This is a genomic window from Pseudomonas sp. 2822-15, from assembly GCF_002742515.1.
In the GTDB taxonomy this organism is placed as follows: domain Bacteria; phylum Pseudomonadota; class Gammaproteobacteria; order Pseudomonadales; family Pseudomonadaceae; genus Aquipseudomonas; species Aquipseudomonas salomonii.
Genome location: NZ_LJRY01000180.1, coordinates 151691 through 168246, shown reverse-complemented (window position 1 = coordinate 168246; position 16556 = coordinate 151691). Strand labels below are relative to the sequence as shown.

Genomic DNA, 16556 nt, shown 5'->3' with positions numbered 1-16556 from the left:
AACCTTGTGCTTTAAATGAGTCAAACCGCGTAGTGGGCGGACCACTGTTCAAGAACAGCGTGATAGGGCTTGATGAAGTTCTCCTCAACAAACCGGCCCTGCTCTATCGCCAGCTGATTGCGCTCTTCTCGATCATAGACAATCAGGGTTAATGAATAATCCTGATGCTTCAAACTGGGTTGATAAGCTTTACCGGCAACCGAGTTCGCATTGTAAATCTCAGGCCGGTAAATTTTTTGAAAGGTGTCCATCGTGCTGATGGTGCTGATAAGTTCCAGGTTGGTGTAATCGCTGAGTAAGTCGCCAAAGAAATAAAACGCCAACGGCGCAGCACTGTTTGCCGGCATGAAATAGCGAACGCTCAAGCCCATCTTCTTGAAGTATTCATCGGTTAACGAATGCTCATCCTGCCGGTATTCAACACCCAACACAGGGTGCAGGTTCTCAGTGCGATGATAGGTCTTGGTATTCGAAACACTCAGGCAGATAACCGGTAGCTTCTTAAAATTCTGCGTGTACGCACTCGAGCTCACGAAACATTTGAACAGCTTGCCATGCAAGTCGCCAAAATTATCGGGCGTGCTGAATTCGGCTTGGCCCTTATTATGGCCGAGCAATACCACGCTAAAGTCATAGTCGCGTACATACGAAGAAAAATTATTGCCGACGATGCCGTCAAGGCGCTCATTGGTTTTACGGTCCACAATCGTCGTTTTCAACACTTCAATCAGCGGAATGGCCTGCCCATTGCCTTCAACACCGATCTGCATTTCAGCCGAAACGATCTCGAGCTCGAGCGCATACCGATCACCCTTGGCATTGTCCCAATGCGCTAAGGCATTGAAGCGGTTATTGATCATCTTCAAGGTATTGCGCAAGTTTTCCTGGCGGCGCTCGCCCCTCGCCAAATTAGCGAAATTGGTGGTGACGCGCGTGTTTTCAGAAGGGCGATAGTGCTCATCAAAACAAGTACTTTTAATCGTAAACTCAAACGCGTTGTTCATGAGAACCTGACACCTCAAAAAGTTGAGACAGACTTGAATTCACGGGTTGCCTTATAGCGCTGACGCTCAGCTCAAGTCTTTACTGCATCTACAATGAGGTGCAGTTTATGCTGACCATAGAGGGAGAGATAATGAATTGATTTCACCAAACCTTTAGCCCTGCTCATGATGAGTGCAAGGCCTCAAACACCGCACGATCGCGCGCAAAGCCATCGTCGAAAATGTCGGGATTGCCCCTCGCACCTTTCGGCCTGCGCTTGGCCATCGAACCGGGCATTGCTGTGGTGCATCTGCTGAGTGTCGGGCCGGTACGCCCGCACAAAGATTAAGCTTTAAAGTCAATCCGGTTAAGCCTTAATTATAAAAACATGAAGTTTGTAATGCCGTATTGATTTTCGATCGTTAGCCACCTACGTTATCAATCCCGGTTTGCAGACTAATTAAGGAATGATTATGACCGCTCAATCGAAAACCGTTTCCCGCGCTAAGTTCTCTGCACTCGCTGCTAAAATCAACCGCGCTCAACCCGCTGACGCTGCTGACAGCGTCAAAGAAGTAAAAGCACTGCTGGCCACTAAAGAACTGTTCAAATCGGGCATGGTCGCCACGATGGACGGTGAACCCCGCTACATGTAATTCTCCACGCGAAAAAACCGTTACACACGACGCACAGTTTATTTGATACTTGCAAGCCGGGCCTTTCATCGCATGTTAAAAATCCACGGTGACACATTGAATATACAGCGCACAGGCAAATATCGCTGCGCACTGCCGTTTTCGCTCTATGCATTAGAGGCACAAATTCTTTTGCCCGCCGCCAACCACCCTATGACTGACAGCGGGTTACTTGAAGAGCGTCGACAACATGTACAGGCCTTTCTTGCCTGTCAGGGCGCAAGTGAATTTATTTCAAGGCTGCACGCGGTGTTCATTGGCGGCTCACTGGCAAAAGGCACGGCCGATACACTCTCCGATACCGATGTATGCCTGATCGCTTCCGAGCGCCACCTGATCGGCTGCCTGGAACACCTTGGTTTACCCTATGAACATAGGCAATACGAATATCGAATCGACACCGAGTTTCCACCTGACAACAAACTGGATGTTCGCCTGATCAGCCTGGAAAGCCTTGAGAACATGATAGAAAGCTTTCAGTCGATGACTGACCTTTCAGCCAGCCATCAGGACTGTCTTGCCAACCTGCAAGAGGGTATCTATCTTCATTCAACCCCTGAAGTAGACGAGTTGATACGGCGCATAGACCTCTCTTACGAACACGCGAGCCTCATTATTTCAGACAAACTCCGGTACCTGAAAAACTACAACCTCAGCAAATACCTTATCCGTAAAGACTTCTTTACTTACTATGAGATGCTCGGGATTTTATATGCGGCTTTTTGTCATATTTTCTTTGCTGTAAACGGGCAATTATTCAGAGGCTATCGCCACCTGCAACGTTTTTCCGTGCGCTATGAGATTTATCCAAGCGCCGTTATCTCAGCATTTTCCGAATGCTTCGAGTGCGCAACACCTGCTGCCACTGACAACCTGCTTATCCAGCTTTCAGGGTTTACCCAAGCGCTTGAAGAACACCTTTAAATGCCCTCAACGAGCCGAGAGATAACCGTGTTTGAAGAACTGTTTGGCATCAGCAAGCAGGTGTTGTTTCCCCACCGCTGGGAAACATCCCTCATCACCTCGAAAACCGCAGCCAAGCCCTTGGTCGGCAATCAAAGCGCTGACTACATTCTCTCCCTGCTGAGCAACCCTGTTGAGCATGAAGATTTGCTGATCATAAAGAATGGAACGTATTGCCAGCGTGACGCCTACACCTCAGGCGGCAGGTGCATCAAAGAAAATATCCGGGAGTTGATCACACAGGAAGGGTGCGCCGTTTACCTGCGCTGGTTGGAAAAATATGACAGTAACTTCACCACACTGGCCAATCGCTTGAATGCAGAATTGTCCCCGTTCACGTTCAGTTTCTGCCTATTTTACGCCCCCACCGCCAGCACTCTTTTTGACGAACATTTTGACGCCCATGATGCCTTCATCATCCAGCTGGAGGGGAGCAAGAAATGGCAGGTGTGGCCGGCAATCGTTGCAGACGTCGAAGCTGTTTCATCCCCGCACTTTTATACGCCTATGGTCAGAGCGCACGTGGCGGAACATGCACCGAGCTACGAAATAACCCTGCAGGCCGGTGACGTGATGTACCTGCCTCGCTGCACGATTCATCGTGCGCTGCCCACTGACGAGCACTCAAGCCACCTCAATGTGTGGATGACGCCGCGACCGCTGCACAAATTCATATGGGGTGACGTGAAGTGAAACATGCCTTACCCGAATGGCGGCCCGTACTGAAAACCGCTCTACCGTTGGTGCTGAGCAATTGCGTGAATGCCGCGCAGAACATGTTGAGTATTTTCCTGGCCGCTACTATCAGCTTGAGTGCAGCGGCGTCTGCCGGGTACATCAATAGAATCTATTTTATTTATGGCGCCATGATCATTGCCATGAACGGCGCCGGCAGCATACGGCTCAACCGATTGAATGGCGACCATCAGCGCGCGGCGTTCGACGCCATGCTCAAACGCATGGTGCGTTTTTCGGTGCTGGGCGCGGTGGCCTGCTTTGTCATATTTTTCCTCGGGGCCCACGCCATTACCCGACTGGTAGAGCCGAATGGCGACGTCGATGCGGTACCGACCTATTTGCGTTGGATGGCGATTTCTTATATTGCCGTCACCTTGGCAAGCCCCTATTACATGGCGTTGATTGCCAAGAAGCAGGGCCACGATATTTTCCGCGCCTTGCTTGTTTCACTGAGCCTTGGCGGCGCCTTTTCAGCCGTCAGTGTCCTGTATTTCAAACTTGACCTGGCGTATGTGGGCGCCGGCTGTGCAGTGGCGCAGCTCATCTATCTGGCGCTGATGATCCGCGCTTACAAACGCCTGGTTGCATGCGCCCCCGTGACAGCGCATCACGCGCCGGGCATCCAGCCCACCTTTCAAAACAGTTTTAGCGCAGATGCGTTCAACTTGTTCATGGCAATGAGTGTTTCAACGCTGGTGGACTTCCTGATTCTGTACGTGCTGGTTGAGGATGTTCAATTCGTGGCGTTAATGAGTTTTTACTTTTCAACGACGGCGATGCTTCAAGGTGTTTCGCTGGGTTTTGCAACCGCCGCCTCGGTGTTTATCGCGCAAGCCATTAATGAAAGCAGACGCACCTATAGCGTCACGGTGACTGGTTATCTGCTCTACAGCCTGCCGCTGGCACTGTTTTGCGCGGCCGTCTGTTATGTCTACCTCTACCACGCATTACAGCCAACCAGCCCGCCCTCCGGTGTCATTTTTCTAATTAGCCTGATCACACTGATCAGTTGCATCACCCTCTTCGCGCAACGGGCAGTCTTGCGTGCCAAAGGCGATACGACCTTTATCAAAAAACTGACATTTGTACTGTCCGCGCTGATCAAGCTCCCTTTAGTCTTTTACATTGCCTACGCCCAGCCGGCATCCGCTGAGCGAACCAGCCTTCTGTTCTCTGTCTTCCTGTTGTGCAGCGTGATTGGCCTTGTCGCTATCGGCTTGCGTATTTCAAAATCGTTTAAAAGTGACGAGTCTCTGCCCGCTGGCCCACCCGTGGGAAGCGCTTCCTGCGAGGGCAGCCTGAAATGATCGAGATGATTTTTGTCTGTGGTTGCCCGCGTTCGGGCAATACATTGATGGGGGAGTTGCTGGGGTCACTGGCTAACGTGAATTACTGCGGGGAGTTGGGCGTATCGTATTTCTCAACCCAAGTCAGCCAGGAGGCTTTCAGGAGAACGCCGGGGCCGTATGCCGAGGCTTATCGCGCCAACCTGATGGGCAACGCGCTGGACTTCCTTGACGACATCAGGGCAGCCAACCCGCAAAAACCGATCCTGTGCGACTCCACACCGTGGAATGCACGAATACTCACGCAACTGCAGGCGTTGCACCCCACTGCACTGTTTATTTATATGTTTCGCCACTATTCAGGGGTTATCCAGAGCCTGAGGCGCTCCTGGGATCAAGGTTACGAGTGGGCGGGGCCAAGCGACGACAACCGCGCGCAGCTCTGGAGCGACCTGAATAACCGCATCCTGCAATGCCAACACCCCGCTTCGATCGGCATCAGTTATGACGCGCTGTGTGCCGCCCCCTTGGCGACACTGGACCACTTGAACACCCAGCTTAACCACTACGGTGTGTCCGGCTCGTTTGACAGGGCAGTTCTATCCAAAAGCCATGCTAGCAGCGTCGCGCGCCCCACACTGGCTACCGTCAATGCGCAGGCGGAACTGGTCATCAACCCCTTGCGAACACGCTGTGACGCGCCCCGCCCGGACGCGCAAGCCACGCCACTGGACCGCGCCCTTAACGCCACCTACCAACAATTATTGCGCAAGTTCCCGGCGCAAACCGGATAGCGGGCGTCTGCCCTATGGCTCGAAGGCCCCCAGCAGTTTCCGTATTCAACGGCCTTGCGTAATACTGGACCGGCCCCACCACAGGGGATTCGAACGGTTCGAGTGAGCATGAATAGCACCCAAAACAGCGCTTTCGCCTATCAGACGGTCTACCGCTACCTCGTCGAGTTGATCGACGCCAGCCCGTCGCCAAGCGAGCGCAAACTGCCGTCCCTGCGCCAATTGGCCGAGCGCCTTGGCGTGTCGGTATCGACCACCAAATACGCCTATGCCTTGCTTGAGGATGAAGGGCGGATCTACGCCCGGCCCAAACAGGGCTATTTCATAAGAGCCATGATTTGCACTGCAACCTCCCCTGACACCAACTTGCTCGACCAGGTGTTCGCCAATGCCCGTCAGCCGGGAATGCTGGCCTTGAGCAGCGATGCACCGGCGGTGCTGTTGTCGCTGGAAAACCCGCTGCTGATGCTCGAACGTGAACTGACCCGCCAGCACCCACGCTCTCTCGCGCCGCTTTATTTACCCTTCGGTGAGCCCGAGTTGCGCGCCGCATTGGCCGAGCGCTACACCCAATCCGCCGACCGCTACTGGCAGGCCGACCAGGTGTATATCGGCGCGGACTTGCACAGCGTGCTGGATGCGGCACTCAATGCCCTGGACCTGTGCGGCACGGTGGCGCTGGTAGAGTCACCGTGTTCGTGGGCGATCCTGCGCCAGTTGCAGGCGGCGAAGATTCGCGTGATCGAAATGCCCCTCGACGCCCACGGGCGTTTCGACCTGGCGGCGCTGGAAGGCGTGCTGATGCGTGAACCGATTCGCCTGGCGGTGCTGTCGTCGACGGTGAATATCCCCCAGGGCGGCGTGATGCCGGCACAGGACAAGCAGCAGATCTGCGGCTGGCTGGCGGCGCGGGCTATCTGGCTGTTTGAAAACGACACCTACGGCGAGTTGTATTTCCAAGCGCAGCCGCCGCGTTATCGCGACTTCGCCGCCCCGCAGAGGCTGCTGGTGTTTTCGACCTTCGATAAAGTCATCGGCTCGGAAGCGCCGTATGGCTATGTGATGTGTCGCGGGCAGGGGCCGCAATTGCACCGGGTGTTTCTGGAGCGTGGGTTTCGCCTGTCACCGATCCGGCAAAAGGCGATCGCCAAGCTGCTCACCTCCAAGCGACTCGACGCGCATTTGAAAACGCTGCGGGCGCTGCTGCTGGAGCGCATGACCGGCATGAAAGCCTTGCTGGAGGAACATTGGCAGGTAATTGCGCCCCACGGCGGCGCCAGCTTCTGGCTGCAAGCGCCGCATGCGGTGGATATGCGCCAGGTGTTTGAGCGCCTGCTGGCCCAGCGCATCGTCATCGCCCCTGGCGAGCTGTTCAGCCAGCACGGCGCCTGGCCGCAGCACCTGCGCCTGAGCTACACCCTCGACTGGAGCAAGGATATCGCCCAGGCCGTAAAGCGATTGGCAGAGGCGATTGATCAAAGCCCGTAGCAATGCCGCGCTTCGGGGAAACGGCCATGGCGCACGTCATCGGCAAACCGCTCGCAGGCATCGCGAATCACCACCCCTACATCCGCGTACTGCTTGACGAAGCGCGGCAGGTGCTCGCCGCCCAACCCCAACAAGTCTTCGGTCACCAACACCTGGCCATCGCACGCAGGTGAGGCGCCAATGCCGATGGTGGGCATCTTCGAATCCAGGGTGATCTGCCGCGCAACACCTTCGGCCACACCTTCGAGCAACAGGCTGAAGGCGCCCGCCTCCAGATTGGCACGGGCATCCGCGGCAATCACAGCAGCAGTTTCGGCGGTAAGCCCTTGTGCCTTGAAGCCGCCCATCACGTTGACGAACTGCGGCATCAACCCCACATGGGCCATCACCGGAATGCCGCGCGCCACCAGAAACTCAACGGTGCCCGCCAGTGCCACGTTGGCCTCCAGCTTCACCGCATCGCAACCAGTGCGCGCCAGCACTTGGGCGCAGTTGCGAAACGCTTGCTCATTGGATTCCTGATAGCTGCCAAACGGCATGTCGGCAATCACGCAGGCCAGGCGCGTGCTGTCGACCACGGCGCGGGTGTGGCCGATGATTTCTTCCAGTTGCATGCTCAAGGTCGACGCCCGACCATAGCCGACCATCGCCGTGGAATCACCCACCAGAATGAAGTCGACCAGCGGGTCGATCAGCTTGGCGATGGCGCTGGAGTACGCGGTGAGGGAGACGATTTTCTGCTGGCCCTTCATGGCGACCAGTTGCGGGACGGTCAAGCGTTTGCTGCGGGTGTGGAGGCTCATCGGTGTTTTCCGTTTGTGCTGAATTCACGGCCCGATTATTGGTAAAACCCCAGGGCGTTCAATGCACAGATTGACGCTAAAAAGCGACCCAGGTTTTTAACCTGATATCATCCCGGCCCTCACCCAAAAGGCACCGAGACATGAACCGCCAGAAAAAACTCAAGCAGCTCTTCAAGGCCAAAGCCAAGAAGGCCAGCGCCAAACTGGCGCCCAAAAGCAAAGATAAATACATCAGCAAAGCCGACCGCGCCAAACTCGAGGCCGAGGCCGATCAGGCCTCAACCAGCGCTGCCGACACGCCCGCTTGAGGGCGTGCCCACCTCATACTTGTTCCAGATTCGTCGCAGGTGCCGGGCTGACCCAAAGCCTGCACGTTCGGCAACGGTTTCCATGTCCAGGCTCGACGCCATGAGCAGTTCACGGGCCACGGTGATACGCAGCGTGTGCAGGTAATCCAGCGGGCTGATGCCCACGTGTTCGTGAAACAGCCGCGCCAGGTGTCGGCTGCTGGTGCAGGCCAGTTCGGCCATGCGTGTGACGGTCCAGGCTTTACAAGGCGCCGCGGTGATGGCGTCCTGCACACGGTGCACGGCCGGGTGCAGGTGGTTGCGACCGCTGATCCAGGCTGAGAGCTGCGGGTCGGCGCCGCTGCGGCGCATGTACACCACCATGTCGCGCGCCACGCTGCAGGCCAGGCGAGGCCCGGCCAACTCGGCGAGCAGGTGCAGCATCAGGTCGATGCCCGCCGTGACACCGGCGCTGCAACTGACCGGGCCGTCCGTGACATACAGCCGGTTTTCCAGGACCCGGGCCTTGGGTGCCAGGGCCTGCAATGCCGCGCACAGCGCGTGGTGGGTGGTGCACTGGCGGCCATCGAGCAACCCGGCGCGGGCGGCACTCAATGCCCCGGCGCACACGCAGACCAACCGCTGGCCCGACGGCGCAAACACGCTTTGCAGCCATTGGGTCAGCGTGTCGCTGGCCGACTCAAACGCTTGGCGCTGCGCCTTGCTCACCTTCGACGTGGAGCCGACCAACACCACCAGCGTGCCGGGCGCCAGGCTTGGCGGCAATGGCGCCAAGCCGGCCAGCGGCAAGCCGATGGAGGTTTGCAGCGCGGGCACCGGGCTGACGTACTGCAAGTCGAAGTCAATGGCTGCCGGGTCCTCGCTTTGCGCGGCCAGGCGCAGCACCTCGGCGGGGCCGGCCAGGTCCAGCATCAGCACATTGGGCAACAGCACGAACAGCACCGGCACGCTCACGGGTTCAACTCTCCAAGGCCTGGGCGACGGTGACGATGCGCGCAAAGCGCTCTTCCAGCACCAGTTCGGTACGCTCACGAATCTCGGCGGCGCTGTACTCGCGGCCACTGCGTGCGTGGGTCATCGGGAAGGTCAGCGTTGCCTCGCTGACAAAATCCACCGCAAAACCGCTGTCCGACGCCTGCCGGGTGGTGGTTTCGCAACACTGTTCGGTGCGGATGCCACTGATGATCAGCGCGCTCACACCCATCTCCGTAAGCCGTGCAGCCAAAGGCGTGCCGGCGAAAGCACTGTGAAAGCGTTTGTGAATGATCAGGTCGGGGTTGATCGACAACTCGCTCAAGGTTTTGACATTGCCCGATGCCATCGAAAAGTGCCCTTGGTCTTCAACATGGAAGACTTGTATCACCGAGATGCCCTGTTGAACACACCCATCGATCAGCGCCTGCTGTTTTTTCAGGAACTGTGGCAGGTCATTTTCGGACCAGTAATCAGAGTGACGGAATGACTGCTGCACATCGATAACGATAAGGGCTTTGCGGCTCATGATAGGTCCTTTTGGCTTGCATCACAGTGGTTGATGCAAGCCATGGTAAGCACACCTGTCGATGAGCGACAGGCAGGTGGCGGACCACTTCAGGACCGATTCGGACATACCCGATCAGCCGCGCAAATCACCCTGAGAAGTTTGCCGCACGGTGAGCAATTACTTGGCGAACAGCTGGCTCATGTCCTTGAACGCCTTGAACTCCAGGGCGTTGCCGCACGGGTCGAACAGGAACATGGTGGCCTGCTCGCCCACCTCACCCTTGAAGCGGATGTAGGGTTCGATCACAAACCGGGTCTCACGCGCGCGCAGCCGGTCAGCCAGGGCCTCCCACTGGTCCCACTGCAGGATGATGCCGAAATGCGGCACCGGCACATCGTGGCCGTCCACGGGGTTGGAGTGCACCGATTCCTGGGATGCAGTCTTGGGGTGCTCGTGAATCACCAGTTGGTGGCCGTAGAAGTCGAAGTCGACCCATTGCGCACTGGAGCGCCCTTCCGAAAGGCCAAACACATCGCCGTAGAAGTGACGCGCGGCGGCCAGGTCGTAGACGGGAATCGCTAGATGAAAGGGAGAAAGGCTCACGGTGGCTACCTGCAGGTTCTGTTGGGTTAGAACCCGATTCTTCACCACAAAGCCCCACGGATAAAGCGGATATCCTTCGCCCTGAGCCTCAATAATTTTGATGCTCGCGCCCTACTTCGGCGCACCCAGTACTTCGATGACGCACGCCCTGAATAATTCGAAGAGTGGCAATTGGCGCTGGGTGTACTTGGTCAGCAGCACGATTTCACGGTAGAACGTGAGCGTGTCCAATCGCAAAACCCGCACGTCGCTGCCATGTTCCAGCCACAGGCCGGCCAGCGGTACCAGCGACACGCCGAGGCCACTGCGCACCATCTTGACGATGGCGTCCAGTTCGTCGAGTTCCAGCGCCTGCCGGGTCTGGAGCTTGTGTTCCTTGAGAAACTGCGTGACCTGGCGCCCGCCGAAGGAGCCACGGTCATACCGCACGAAGGGGTGTTCACGCAGAATCTGCAGCGGGTCGTCGCCCTGCACGTCCTTGGCGGTAATCAGCACAAAGGGTTCGCGGGCGATCACTTCGATATTCAGGTCTTTGGGCAGGTTGAAGGGCGGGTGAATCATGATCGCCAGGTCCAGCTCACCGGCATCCACCTGGCTGAGCAGGTTGAGCGATACGCCGGGCACCAGGCTGACCTCGATAAACGGCGCGCGGCGTTTAAGCGCGACCAGCGCCTGGGGCAGGAGGCCGGTTTGCACACTGCCGATGGCGCCGATGCGCAGCGAACCGTGAAAGTTGTTGGCGCTGTCGGGCGCGCCCATGCGCGAGAAAATATCGAGGATCTCCTCCGCCAGCGGCACCGCGCGCTGCCCGGCCGCATTGAGCGTGGCGGAGCGACCGGTGCGGTCGAACAGCTTGACGCCCAGGGCGTCCTCGAGGTGTTTGATCTGCGCACTCACAGCCGATTGCGTCAGCCCCACCTGCTGCCCGGCGGCGGCAAAGGTGCCACGGCGGGCGGCGCTTACAAAGGTTCTCAACTCTCTGATCATGGGCCTGCCCTATCGCTCGTTGGGGTTCAGCATCCGCTCAAGGCCACCTGCGGTCGTTCGCCTGCGAAGAAGAACGGCCGCAGGCGCACACCCACGCTGTTACCGATAAACGCTGCCACCAACCACACCCAGCCATGCAGGCTGCCGGAGGCGATGCCGCTGAAGTACGCGCCGATGTTGCAGCCGTAGGCCAGGCGCGAACCATAGCCCAGCATCAAACCACCGATCACGGCGGCCACCAGCGAGCGCGCCGGGATTTTCAGGCTTGGGGCAAAACGCCCGGCCAGGCCCGCAGCCAACAGCGCGCCGAGGACGATGCCGATGTCCATCACGCTGGTGATGTCTTGCCACACGGGGGCTGCCAGGGCTTTGGCGTTGCCCGGCATTTGCCAGAACGCCCAACTGGCCACGTCCACACCCAAGCCGCCGGCCACTTTGGCACCCCACAACGCGAACGCCGAGGTAATGCCCCAGGGCCGCCCGGCCAGCGCCAGGGTCGCATAGTTAAGCAGTGCCAGGCCGATTGCCCCCCACACCAACGGCCAAGGCCCGCGCAGGAAACGGCGCAGACCGATGTGCTCGCTGGTCACGCCTGGTTCAAGCTGGCCGTGACGGCCCTTCTCCAAGCGCACGGAAACCAGCGCAATGAGTGCAAACACGGCCAGGCTCAGAACCATGGCCGGCAACACGCCGAAGCTCTTTACGATGGACACCGCCGGGAACGCCGGCAACGCGAACCACCAATCCACATGGTGCGTGGCAATCAGCGAGCCACAGATAAAGAACAACAGCGTCACCAGCATGCGCGCATTGCCGCCGCCCACGGTGAACAGCGTGCCGGATGCACAACCGCCGCCCAACTGCATGCCGATACCAAAAATAAACGCCCCGAACACTACCGACACGCCAGCCGGTGCTACCAGCCCGACCACCGGCTGGCCGAACAACGTGCCCGCTCCCAGCGCCGGGAAGAACAGCAACACCGCCACTGCCAGCATGACCATCTGTGCGCGCAAGCCGGCGCCGCGCCGATCATTGATAAATACGCGCCAGGCCGACGTGAACCCGAAAGCGGCGTGGTACAGGGTCAAGCCCAACGCCGCGCCGACCACCAGTAACAGCACCTGGCGCGAGCCGACGCTGTTTTGCAGGAATACGGCGCCGGCCACCAGGATGATAAAAGCCACCAAAGGCGCGATGGGCTTGCGCGCGGGGCTCAGGGAAAGGGAGGTGCTCATGGGCTTTCTCGGATCTGATCGGGGGGGAGATTGGCGGTGAGTATAAACCCTGACAGGGTCGGCCTTTGCAGGAATTCAGACGGCGAGGCAAGGCCGCGAAGGTGGCAAAGTTTAGTTTAGCCGGGTGTATTGCTTGAACAAAAAACCTACAGTAACCTGCGCCAAGGCAGCCACCAACAGGTGGCAGGAATGGATTCTGGCCCGCTGTCCGGTGGGCTCTGACAAGGAAGTTAAAGCATGCACACGGCTATCAGTCCGACTATCTATACCCTCGGCCCCGAGGGTACCAATTGCGCCACCGCCGCGCAGTGGTGGCTTGACTCTCGTGAAGAGCGCAATGGCACGCAGCGAATTGTTCTGCATGAGACGCTTGAGCAAGCCTTTGATGAGTTGTCCGGAAAACAGGACGGTTATCTTTTAAGCTGCGCCGCCTATCCCGATTTGCATACACTGATTTTTACCCGCCTGGGCGATATGGAGTTGTGCGACAGCTTCATCATGCCGACCCACTCCATGGTGCTTGCCAGTCGTACCAGCGCCGACCAGATAAAGAGTGTGGCAACCCATCCCGCGCCCCAATCCCTGGTGGCCAGCCATTACCGCAAGGTGTTTGCCAACAGCAATGCCGATGCCGCCGTGCTGTGCAGCACCGGCAAGGCAGATGCGTGCGTGACCACCGTGGTCGCGGCAGACCTGCATGAGCTGAACATCATTGAGGATTTCGGCCAGGTGCCGATGGCCTTTCTGGTCCATTCGCTGAAGCGAGCCGACCATGCAAAAGCCTGAACCGCTGTCGACCCTGGTCAATATCGTCAATGAAGTGCGTGCCCGCCAGGAACTGGATGGCAGCATCAAGGCCCCGGACCTGGCCGACCAGGCCCGCATCAACCGCTTGATCGCCGAGCTTGACCGGCACGCCGCAATGATCGACGGGCTGTCTGCGCCGCTGCTGACGGCGACGCTGGCAGACCTGGGCAACTGGCTGAAGAATGGCCTGGATCAACGGCCTTTGTTCGATAAGACACTCGCCAGTTTCAACACCCCTGCACCCGGCGACGCCTTGTTTCTTCTGGCCCCCATGCGCGCGACCAACGGCCCAGACCCCGAAGGCTTTCGGCTGGAGTTGGTCACCGGCTACCGCAGTGAAACCCCTTACCTGGCAAAGGCCGCGCAGTACACCGAGCACTACGTGGCACCGTTTCAATGCATCAAGCTGGGAGCGGCCTCGAAGGGGTTCCTGCAAGGCAATTGCATTGTGCTGTTTCCAGAGTCCGTGGCGACGGCAGCCAAGGTCGATAAACAGACCTTCGCGTTGTTCTTCTTCAGCAAGTTTCTGCGTATCTACAACGAGCAGACACTCGTCGAGGCAGACCGCTTGTTCGGGCGCCAGAGCCCGTTCCTGTTCGGCCAACTGAGCAGCCGCCAGATGTCTGAGTCAGATATGTACGACGCGCGTTGCCTGTGGGGTTATTACCACGACTATGCGCACCACACCGGGCCACGCCCGTTGGACAAAAACCTCTACATAAAGCTGAATTGGTTTACCGGCCTGCTGGAAGAAACCAAGTGTGACCTGATTACGGTGCGCCTGGTGCTGGAACACCGTCCGGACTTTTGGCGTGAAATCGCCGAGTTCATCCTGCTCGAACGCATGTTCCGCTACCCCAAAGGCTCGGACCAGCACATGACGTTCGATGCCGGCACCGGGATTTTGCTGTTCGAGATGCTGATCAATGCCAAGGCATTGATCGAAACCGAGCACGGTCACCTCACCTTCGACAGCGAACGTCTTGGCCAAAAGCTGGTGTCGATGATCGCCGATATCGAGGCCCTCGAAGCACTCGACGACGAGGCCTATCTGGCGGGTGCCAAAGCTTATGTGCAGCAGCATCTAGGCGCACCGCAAACCCCACTGGCACGCTTCAATTTCCCGGCCACGCACTACGCACGCCGCGTGCTGGCCGAGTGCCCCCAATGAATGCATTGAAGGTCCGCCTGCTGCTGTTCACCGTGGCCATTCTCGCGTTGTTCTCGATCAGTTGGCTGCTGTCGAAAAGCCTGCTCGGTAGCCTTGCGGTGATGCATGCCGTTGGGCTCAGGCTGTGGGCCACAACGGCCGCCTTATGGCTGATCGTGGCGTTCAGCACACGGCCGCCGCAGGCTTCCAAGCCCTTGTTCGCCAGGATGCCGGGGTTTTTCATCCTGTCGATCCTGGGGTTCTCGCTCTACTTTGTCTGCAGCTTCGGCGCCTTGAAAACGCTGAAAGCCAGCGACCTGACCATGGTCCTGGCGACGATTCCGGGCATTACCTACCTGCTGGGTCTGCTGACCCGCAGCCTGGGGTTTTCCTGGCTCAAGCTGGCGGGAGTGGTGATCGTCAGTGTCGCGGCGCTGGCGTTCAATACCCACACCGGCGACGTTGGCGCAGTCAGCGCCTCAGGCATTGCGCTGGCCTTGGTCGCGGCGCTTTCCTACGCCGTTTATGGCCTGCTGTCCAAGCGTTACCTCAAGGATCTGCCACTGATCAACTCGCTGGCCTGGGTCACGCTGATCGCCGCGGCGTGCTTTGTGCCGCTGTTCATTCTCGACCCCGCGCCCTTGTTGCTCCTGAACCTTGAGGACGCGCTCAAAGTGCTGATTTTGGGGGCTGCCTGCTCGGCGCCGGTGTATGTGTTGTACCAGAAGGTTTTGGCCGAGGGCGGCGTGCTGTATGCCAATGCGATTGGCTTGCTGGCGCCGTTCGCCGTGGTCACCGGTGAGTGGTTGATCGGCTCCGGCACGACCTTGGGTGCAGTAAAAATCGTCGCGATGATTGCGGTCATGGTGGGGATCACCCTGTTATTCATGGATGCATCAGGCGCCTCGGGCTGGACGTTCAAGCGTCGCGCCCCAAACCCACCGGTTAGTGAGGAAATACAATGAAAAAGCTGGCGTTGGTTTGCCACCGCAGTGCCAAGTTGTCCTTTGTATTTGAGGCCGCAGAAGCGGCAGGTATTGAGCTGGTACTGATTTACGACACGACCGAAAGCGCCCCCGCTCAATTGCCGGCGGTCACGTCGACCTGGCAGCTGCCGGTGTTCGACGAGCCGCAGGTGGCGCTGGAAGCGTTCGCGGCCGGCGCGCAAGAGAGAGGGATTGGCGGGGTCATGACGGTTCGCGAAGAAGCGATCATCTGGACGGCGCTGGCGGCGCAAAAAATCGGTACACCTGGCATCGATCCCCATGTGGCGGCGCTGGCCCGCAACAAGTACCTGATGCGTCAGGCCTTTGCCGAGGCAGGCTTGAGGTCGCCGGGCTTTTGCTACATTGATAACCCCCACGACCTCTCCCAAACCCGCGCCCTGGGCTTGCCCCTGGTGATCAAGCCGCTCTCCGGCTGGTCGAGCACCGGTGTGATGCTGGCCAAAACGGCCGAAGAGCTTCCCGCCCTGGTCAACGCGGTCTGGGAGGTCCAGAGCAAGGACCTGGCACGTTTCTATGACCAGGACAAAGCCGCAGGCCTGATTGTTGAACAGTATTTGCCGGGTAAAGAATTCGTCGTGGAGTGCTTTGTCGACATCGAAGGGGTGCATGTCCTGGCCGTGGGCGACAAGGGCCAACCCGAAGGGCCCTGGTTTGAAGAAACGATCTACCGCCAGCGTCGAGATATCGACGACCCCTTGATCATGGCGCTGTGCGAAACCGCGCGCGCCGGGGTCAAGGCGTTGGGCATTACCATGGGCGCCGCCCATGTGGAGCTGCGCCTGGATGCCAAGCAGCAAGCCTACGTGATTGAAATCGGCGCACGCATAGGGGGCTCGGGGGTCTCGCACTTTGTGGTGGAACAGAGCACCGGCGTGTCGTTCGCCGCACTGTGCATGAAGGCTGCCCTGGGTCTGCCGACCCCGGCACTGCCCGATGTACTGCCGGCCGCCAGAGTGGCTGCAAACTACATCATTCCTCTGCGCGGCGATGGCCGTTTCAACGGTTTCAGCGGGCTGGAAAAGGTCGAGCAACACCCAGAAACCGCACGGATCGTGACCTTTTTCGAGGCCGGACACCTTTCACCACCCCCTCCCGCGTTTGGCGGCTACCCAGGGTTCATCTTCTCGGTACATGCCTCGGATGAGGCGGCGAACGCGTACCACCAATGGCTTGATGCGTCATTGAGCATCAACTGGAACCAATAAATACCACCCGTAGCCGG

General features: G+C 58.4%; 18 protein-coding genes. 11 read left to right on the top strand and 7 right to left on the bottom strand.

Annotation, left to right across the window (positions count from 1 at the left end; translation table 11 throughout):
* Positions 1 to 20 precede the first annotated feature (20 nt).
* On the bottom strand, positions 21 to 1004 hold the full coding sequence (locus tag AOA59_RS11260) for a DUF1852 domain-containing protein (protein WP_099487350.1): 984 nt from the start codon (positions 1002 to 1004) through the stop codon (positions 21 to 23).
* 453 nt (positions 1005 to 1457) lie between these two features.
* On the opposite strand from AOA59_RS11260, the gene AOA59_RS11255 reads away from it, so the two are divergent.
* The 6 genes from AOA59_RS11255 to AOA59_RS11230 all read left to right on the top strand — a co-directional run bounded on the left by AOA59_RS11255 (position 1458) and on the right by AOA59_RS11230 (position 6948).
* Positions 1458 to 1640 (top strand): hypothetical protein, encoded by a 183-nt coding sequence (locus tag AOA59_RS11255; protein WP_099487348.1) that lies wholly within the window; start codon positions 1458 to 1460, stop codon positions 1638 to 1640.
* Positions 1641 to 1712: 72 nt separating this feature from the next.
* On the top strand, positions 1713 to 2603 hold the full coding sequence (locus AOA59_RS11250) for a nucleotidyltransferase domain-containing protein (protein ID WP_099487346.1): 891 nt from the start codon (positions 1713 to 1715) through the stop codon (positions 2601 to 2603).
* 27 nt (positions 2604 to 2630) lie between these two features.
* Entirely contained in the window at positions 2631 to 3335 is a 705-nt protein-coding gene (locus AOA59_RS11245) for a JmjC domain-containing protein (protein ID WP_065931397.1), read from the top strand.
* Positions 3332 to 4687 (top strand): MATE family efflux transporter, encoded by a 1356-nt coding sequence (locus AOA59_RS11240; RefSeq protein ID WP_143522779.1) that lies wholly within the window; start codon positions 3332 to 3334, stop codon positions 4685 to 4687. Before AOA59_RS11245 ends, AOA59_RS11240 begins: the two co-directional genes overlap by 4 nt.
* On the top strand, positions 4684 to 5460 hold the full coding sequence (locus AOA59_RS11235; RefSeq protein ID WP_099487341.1) for a sulfotransferase: 777 nt from the start codon (positions 4684 to 4686) through the stop codon (positions 5458 to 5460). Before AOA59_RS11240 ends, AOA59_RS11235 begins: the two co-directional genes overlap by 4 nt.
* A 108-nt stretch (positions 5461 to 5568) precedes the next feature.
* Entirely contained in the window at positions 5569 to 6948 is a 1380-nt protein-coding gene (locus AOA59_RS11230) for a PLP-dependent aminotransferase family protein (RefSeq protein ID WP_099487340.1), read from the top strand.
* On the opposite strand, the gene panB is transcribed toward AOA59_RS11230, so the two are convergent.
* Positions 6936 to 7751 carry a 3-methyl-2-oxobutanoate hydroxymethyltransferase gene (panB, locus tag AOA59_RS11225; protein ID WP_099487338.1) on the bottom strand — a complete coding sequence of 272 codons (816 nt, stop codon included), beginning with the start codon at positions 7749 to 7751 and terminating at the stop codon, positions 6936 to 6938. The genes AOA59_RS11230 and panB overlap by 13 nt on opposite strands.
* A gap of 140 nt (positions 7752 to 7891) precedes the next feature.
* On the opposite strand from panB, the gene AOA59_RS11220 reads away from it, so the two are divergent.
* The gene (locus AOA59_RS11220) at positions 7892 to 8059 is read left to right on the top strand and encodes a DUF2986 domain-containing protein (RefSeq protein ID WP_065931392.1); all 168 of its coding nucleotides are present in this window, start codon (positions 7892 to 7894) and stop codon (positions 8057 to 8059) included.
* Here the strand turns inward: AOA59_RS11220 and AOA59_RS11215 are convergent.
* The 5 genes from AOA59_RS11215 to AOA59_RS11195 all read right to left on the bottom strand — a co-directional run bounded on the left by AOA59_RS11215 (position 8030) and on the right by AOA59_RS11195 (position 12370).
* Positions 8030 to 9013, bottom strand: coding sequence for a GlxA family transcriptional regulator (locus AOA59_RS11215; RefSeq protein ID WP_099487336.1), 984 nt, complete (start codon positions 9011 to 9013; stop codon positions 8030 to 8032). The two genes, AOA59_RS11220 and AOA59_RS11215, sit on opposite strands and share 30 nt — an antisense overlap.
* A gap of 4 nt (positions 9014 to 9017) precedes the next feature.
* Entirely contained in the window at positions 9018 to 9560 is a 543-nt protein-coding gene (locus AOA59_RS11210; protein ID WP_099487334.1) for a cysteine hydrolase family protein, read from the bottom strand.
* A 159-nt stretch (positions 9561 to 9719) separates the two neighbouring features.
* Entirely contained in the window at positions 9720 to 10145 is a 426-nt protein-coding gene (locus AOA59_RS11205) for a VOC family protein (protein ID WP_056861174.1), read from the bottom strand.
* A gap of 111 nt (positions 10146 to 10256) precedes the next feature.
* A complete protein-coding gene (locus AOA59_RS11200; protein WP_099487333.1) occupies positions 10257 to 11132 on the bottom strand; it encodes a LysR family transcriptional regulator in 876 nt (291 codons plus the stop codon).
* A gap of 26 nt (positions 11133 to 11158) precedes the next feature.
* Complete coding sequence (locus tag AOA59_RS11195) at positions 11159 to 12370, bottom strand: YeeE/YedE family protein (protein WP_099487331.1); 1212 nt, start codon at positions 12368 to 12370, stop codon at positions 11159 to 11161.
* 237 nt (positions 12371 to 12607) lie between these two features.
* Between AOA59_RS11195 and AOA59_RS11190 the strand changes: the two genes are divergently transcribed.
* The 4 genes from AOA59_RS11190 to AOA59_RS11175 are packed head-to-tail and all read left to right on the top strand — an operon-like array spanning position 12608 to position 16539.
* Positions 12608 to 13156 carry a hypothetical protein gene (locus tag AOA59_RS11190; RefSeq protein ID WP_058420961.1) on the top strand — a complete coding sequence of 183 codons (549 nt, stop codon included), beginning with the start codon at positions 12608 to 12610 and terminating at the stop codon, positions 13154 to 13156.
* Positions 13143 to 14348 carry a DUF6421 family protein gene (locus AOA59_RS11185; RefSeq protein WP_099487329.1) on the top strand — a complete coding sequence of 402 codons (1206 nt, stop codon included), beginning with the start codon at positions 13143 to 13145 and terminating at the stop codon, positions 14346 to 14348. The genes AOA59_RS11190 and AOA59_RS11185 overlap by 14 nt, the downstream gene beginning before the upstream one ends.
* On the top strand, positions 14345 to 15292 hold the full coding sequence (locus AOA59_RS11180) for a DMT family transporter (RefSeq protein ID WP_143522778.1): 948 nt from the start codon (positions 14345 to 14347) through the stop codon (positions 15290 to 15292). The genes AOA59_RS11185 and AOA59_RS11180 overlap by 4 nt, the downstream gene beginning before the upstream one ends.
* A complete protein-coding gene (locus AOA59_RS11175) occupies positions 15289 to 16539 on the top strand; it encodes an ATP-grasp domain-containing protein (protein WP_099487328.1) in 1251 nt (416 codons plus the stop codon). Before AOA59_RS11180 ends, AOA59_RS11175 begins: the two co-directional genes overlap by 4 nt.
* Positions 16540 to 16556 lie beyond the last annotated feature (17 nt).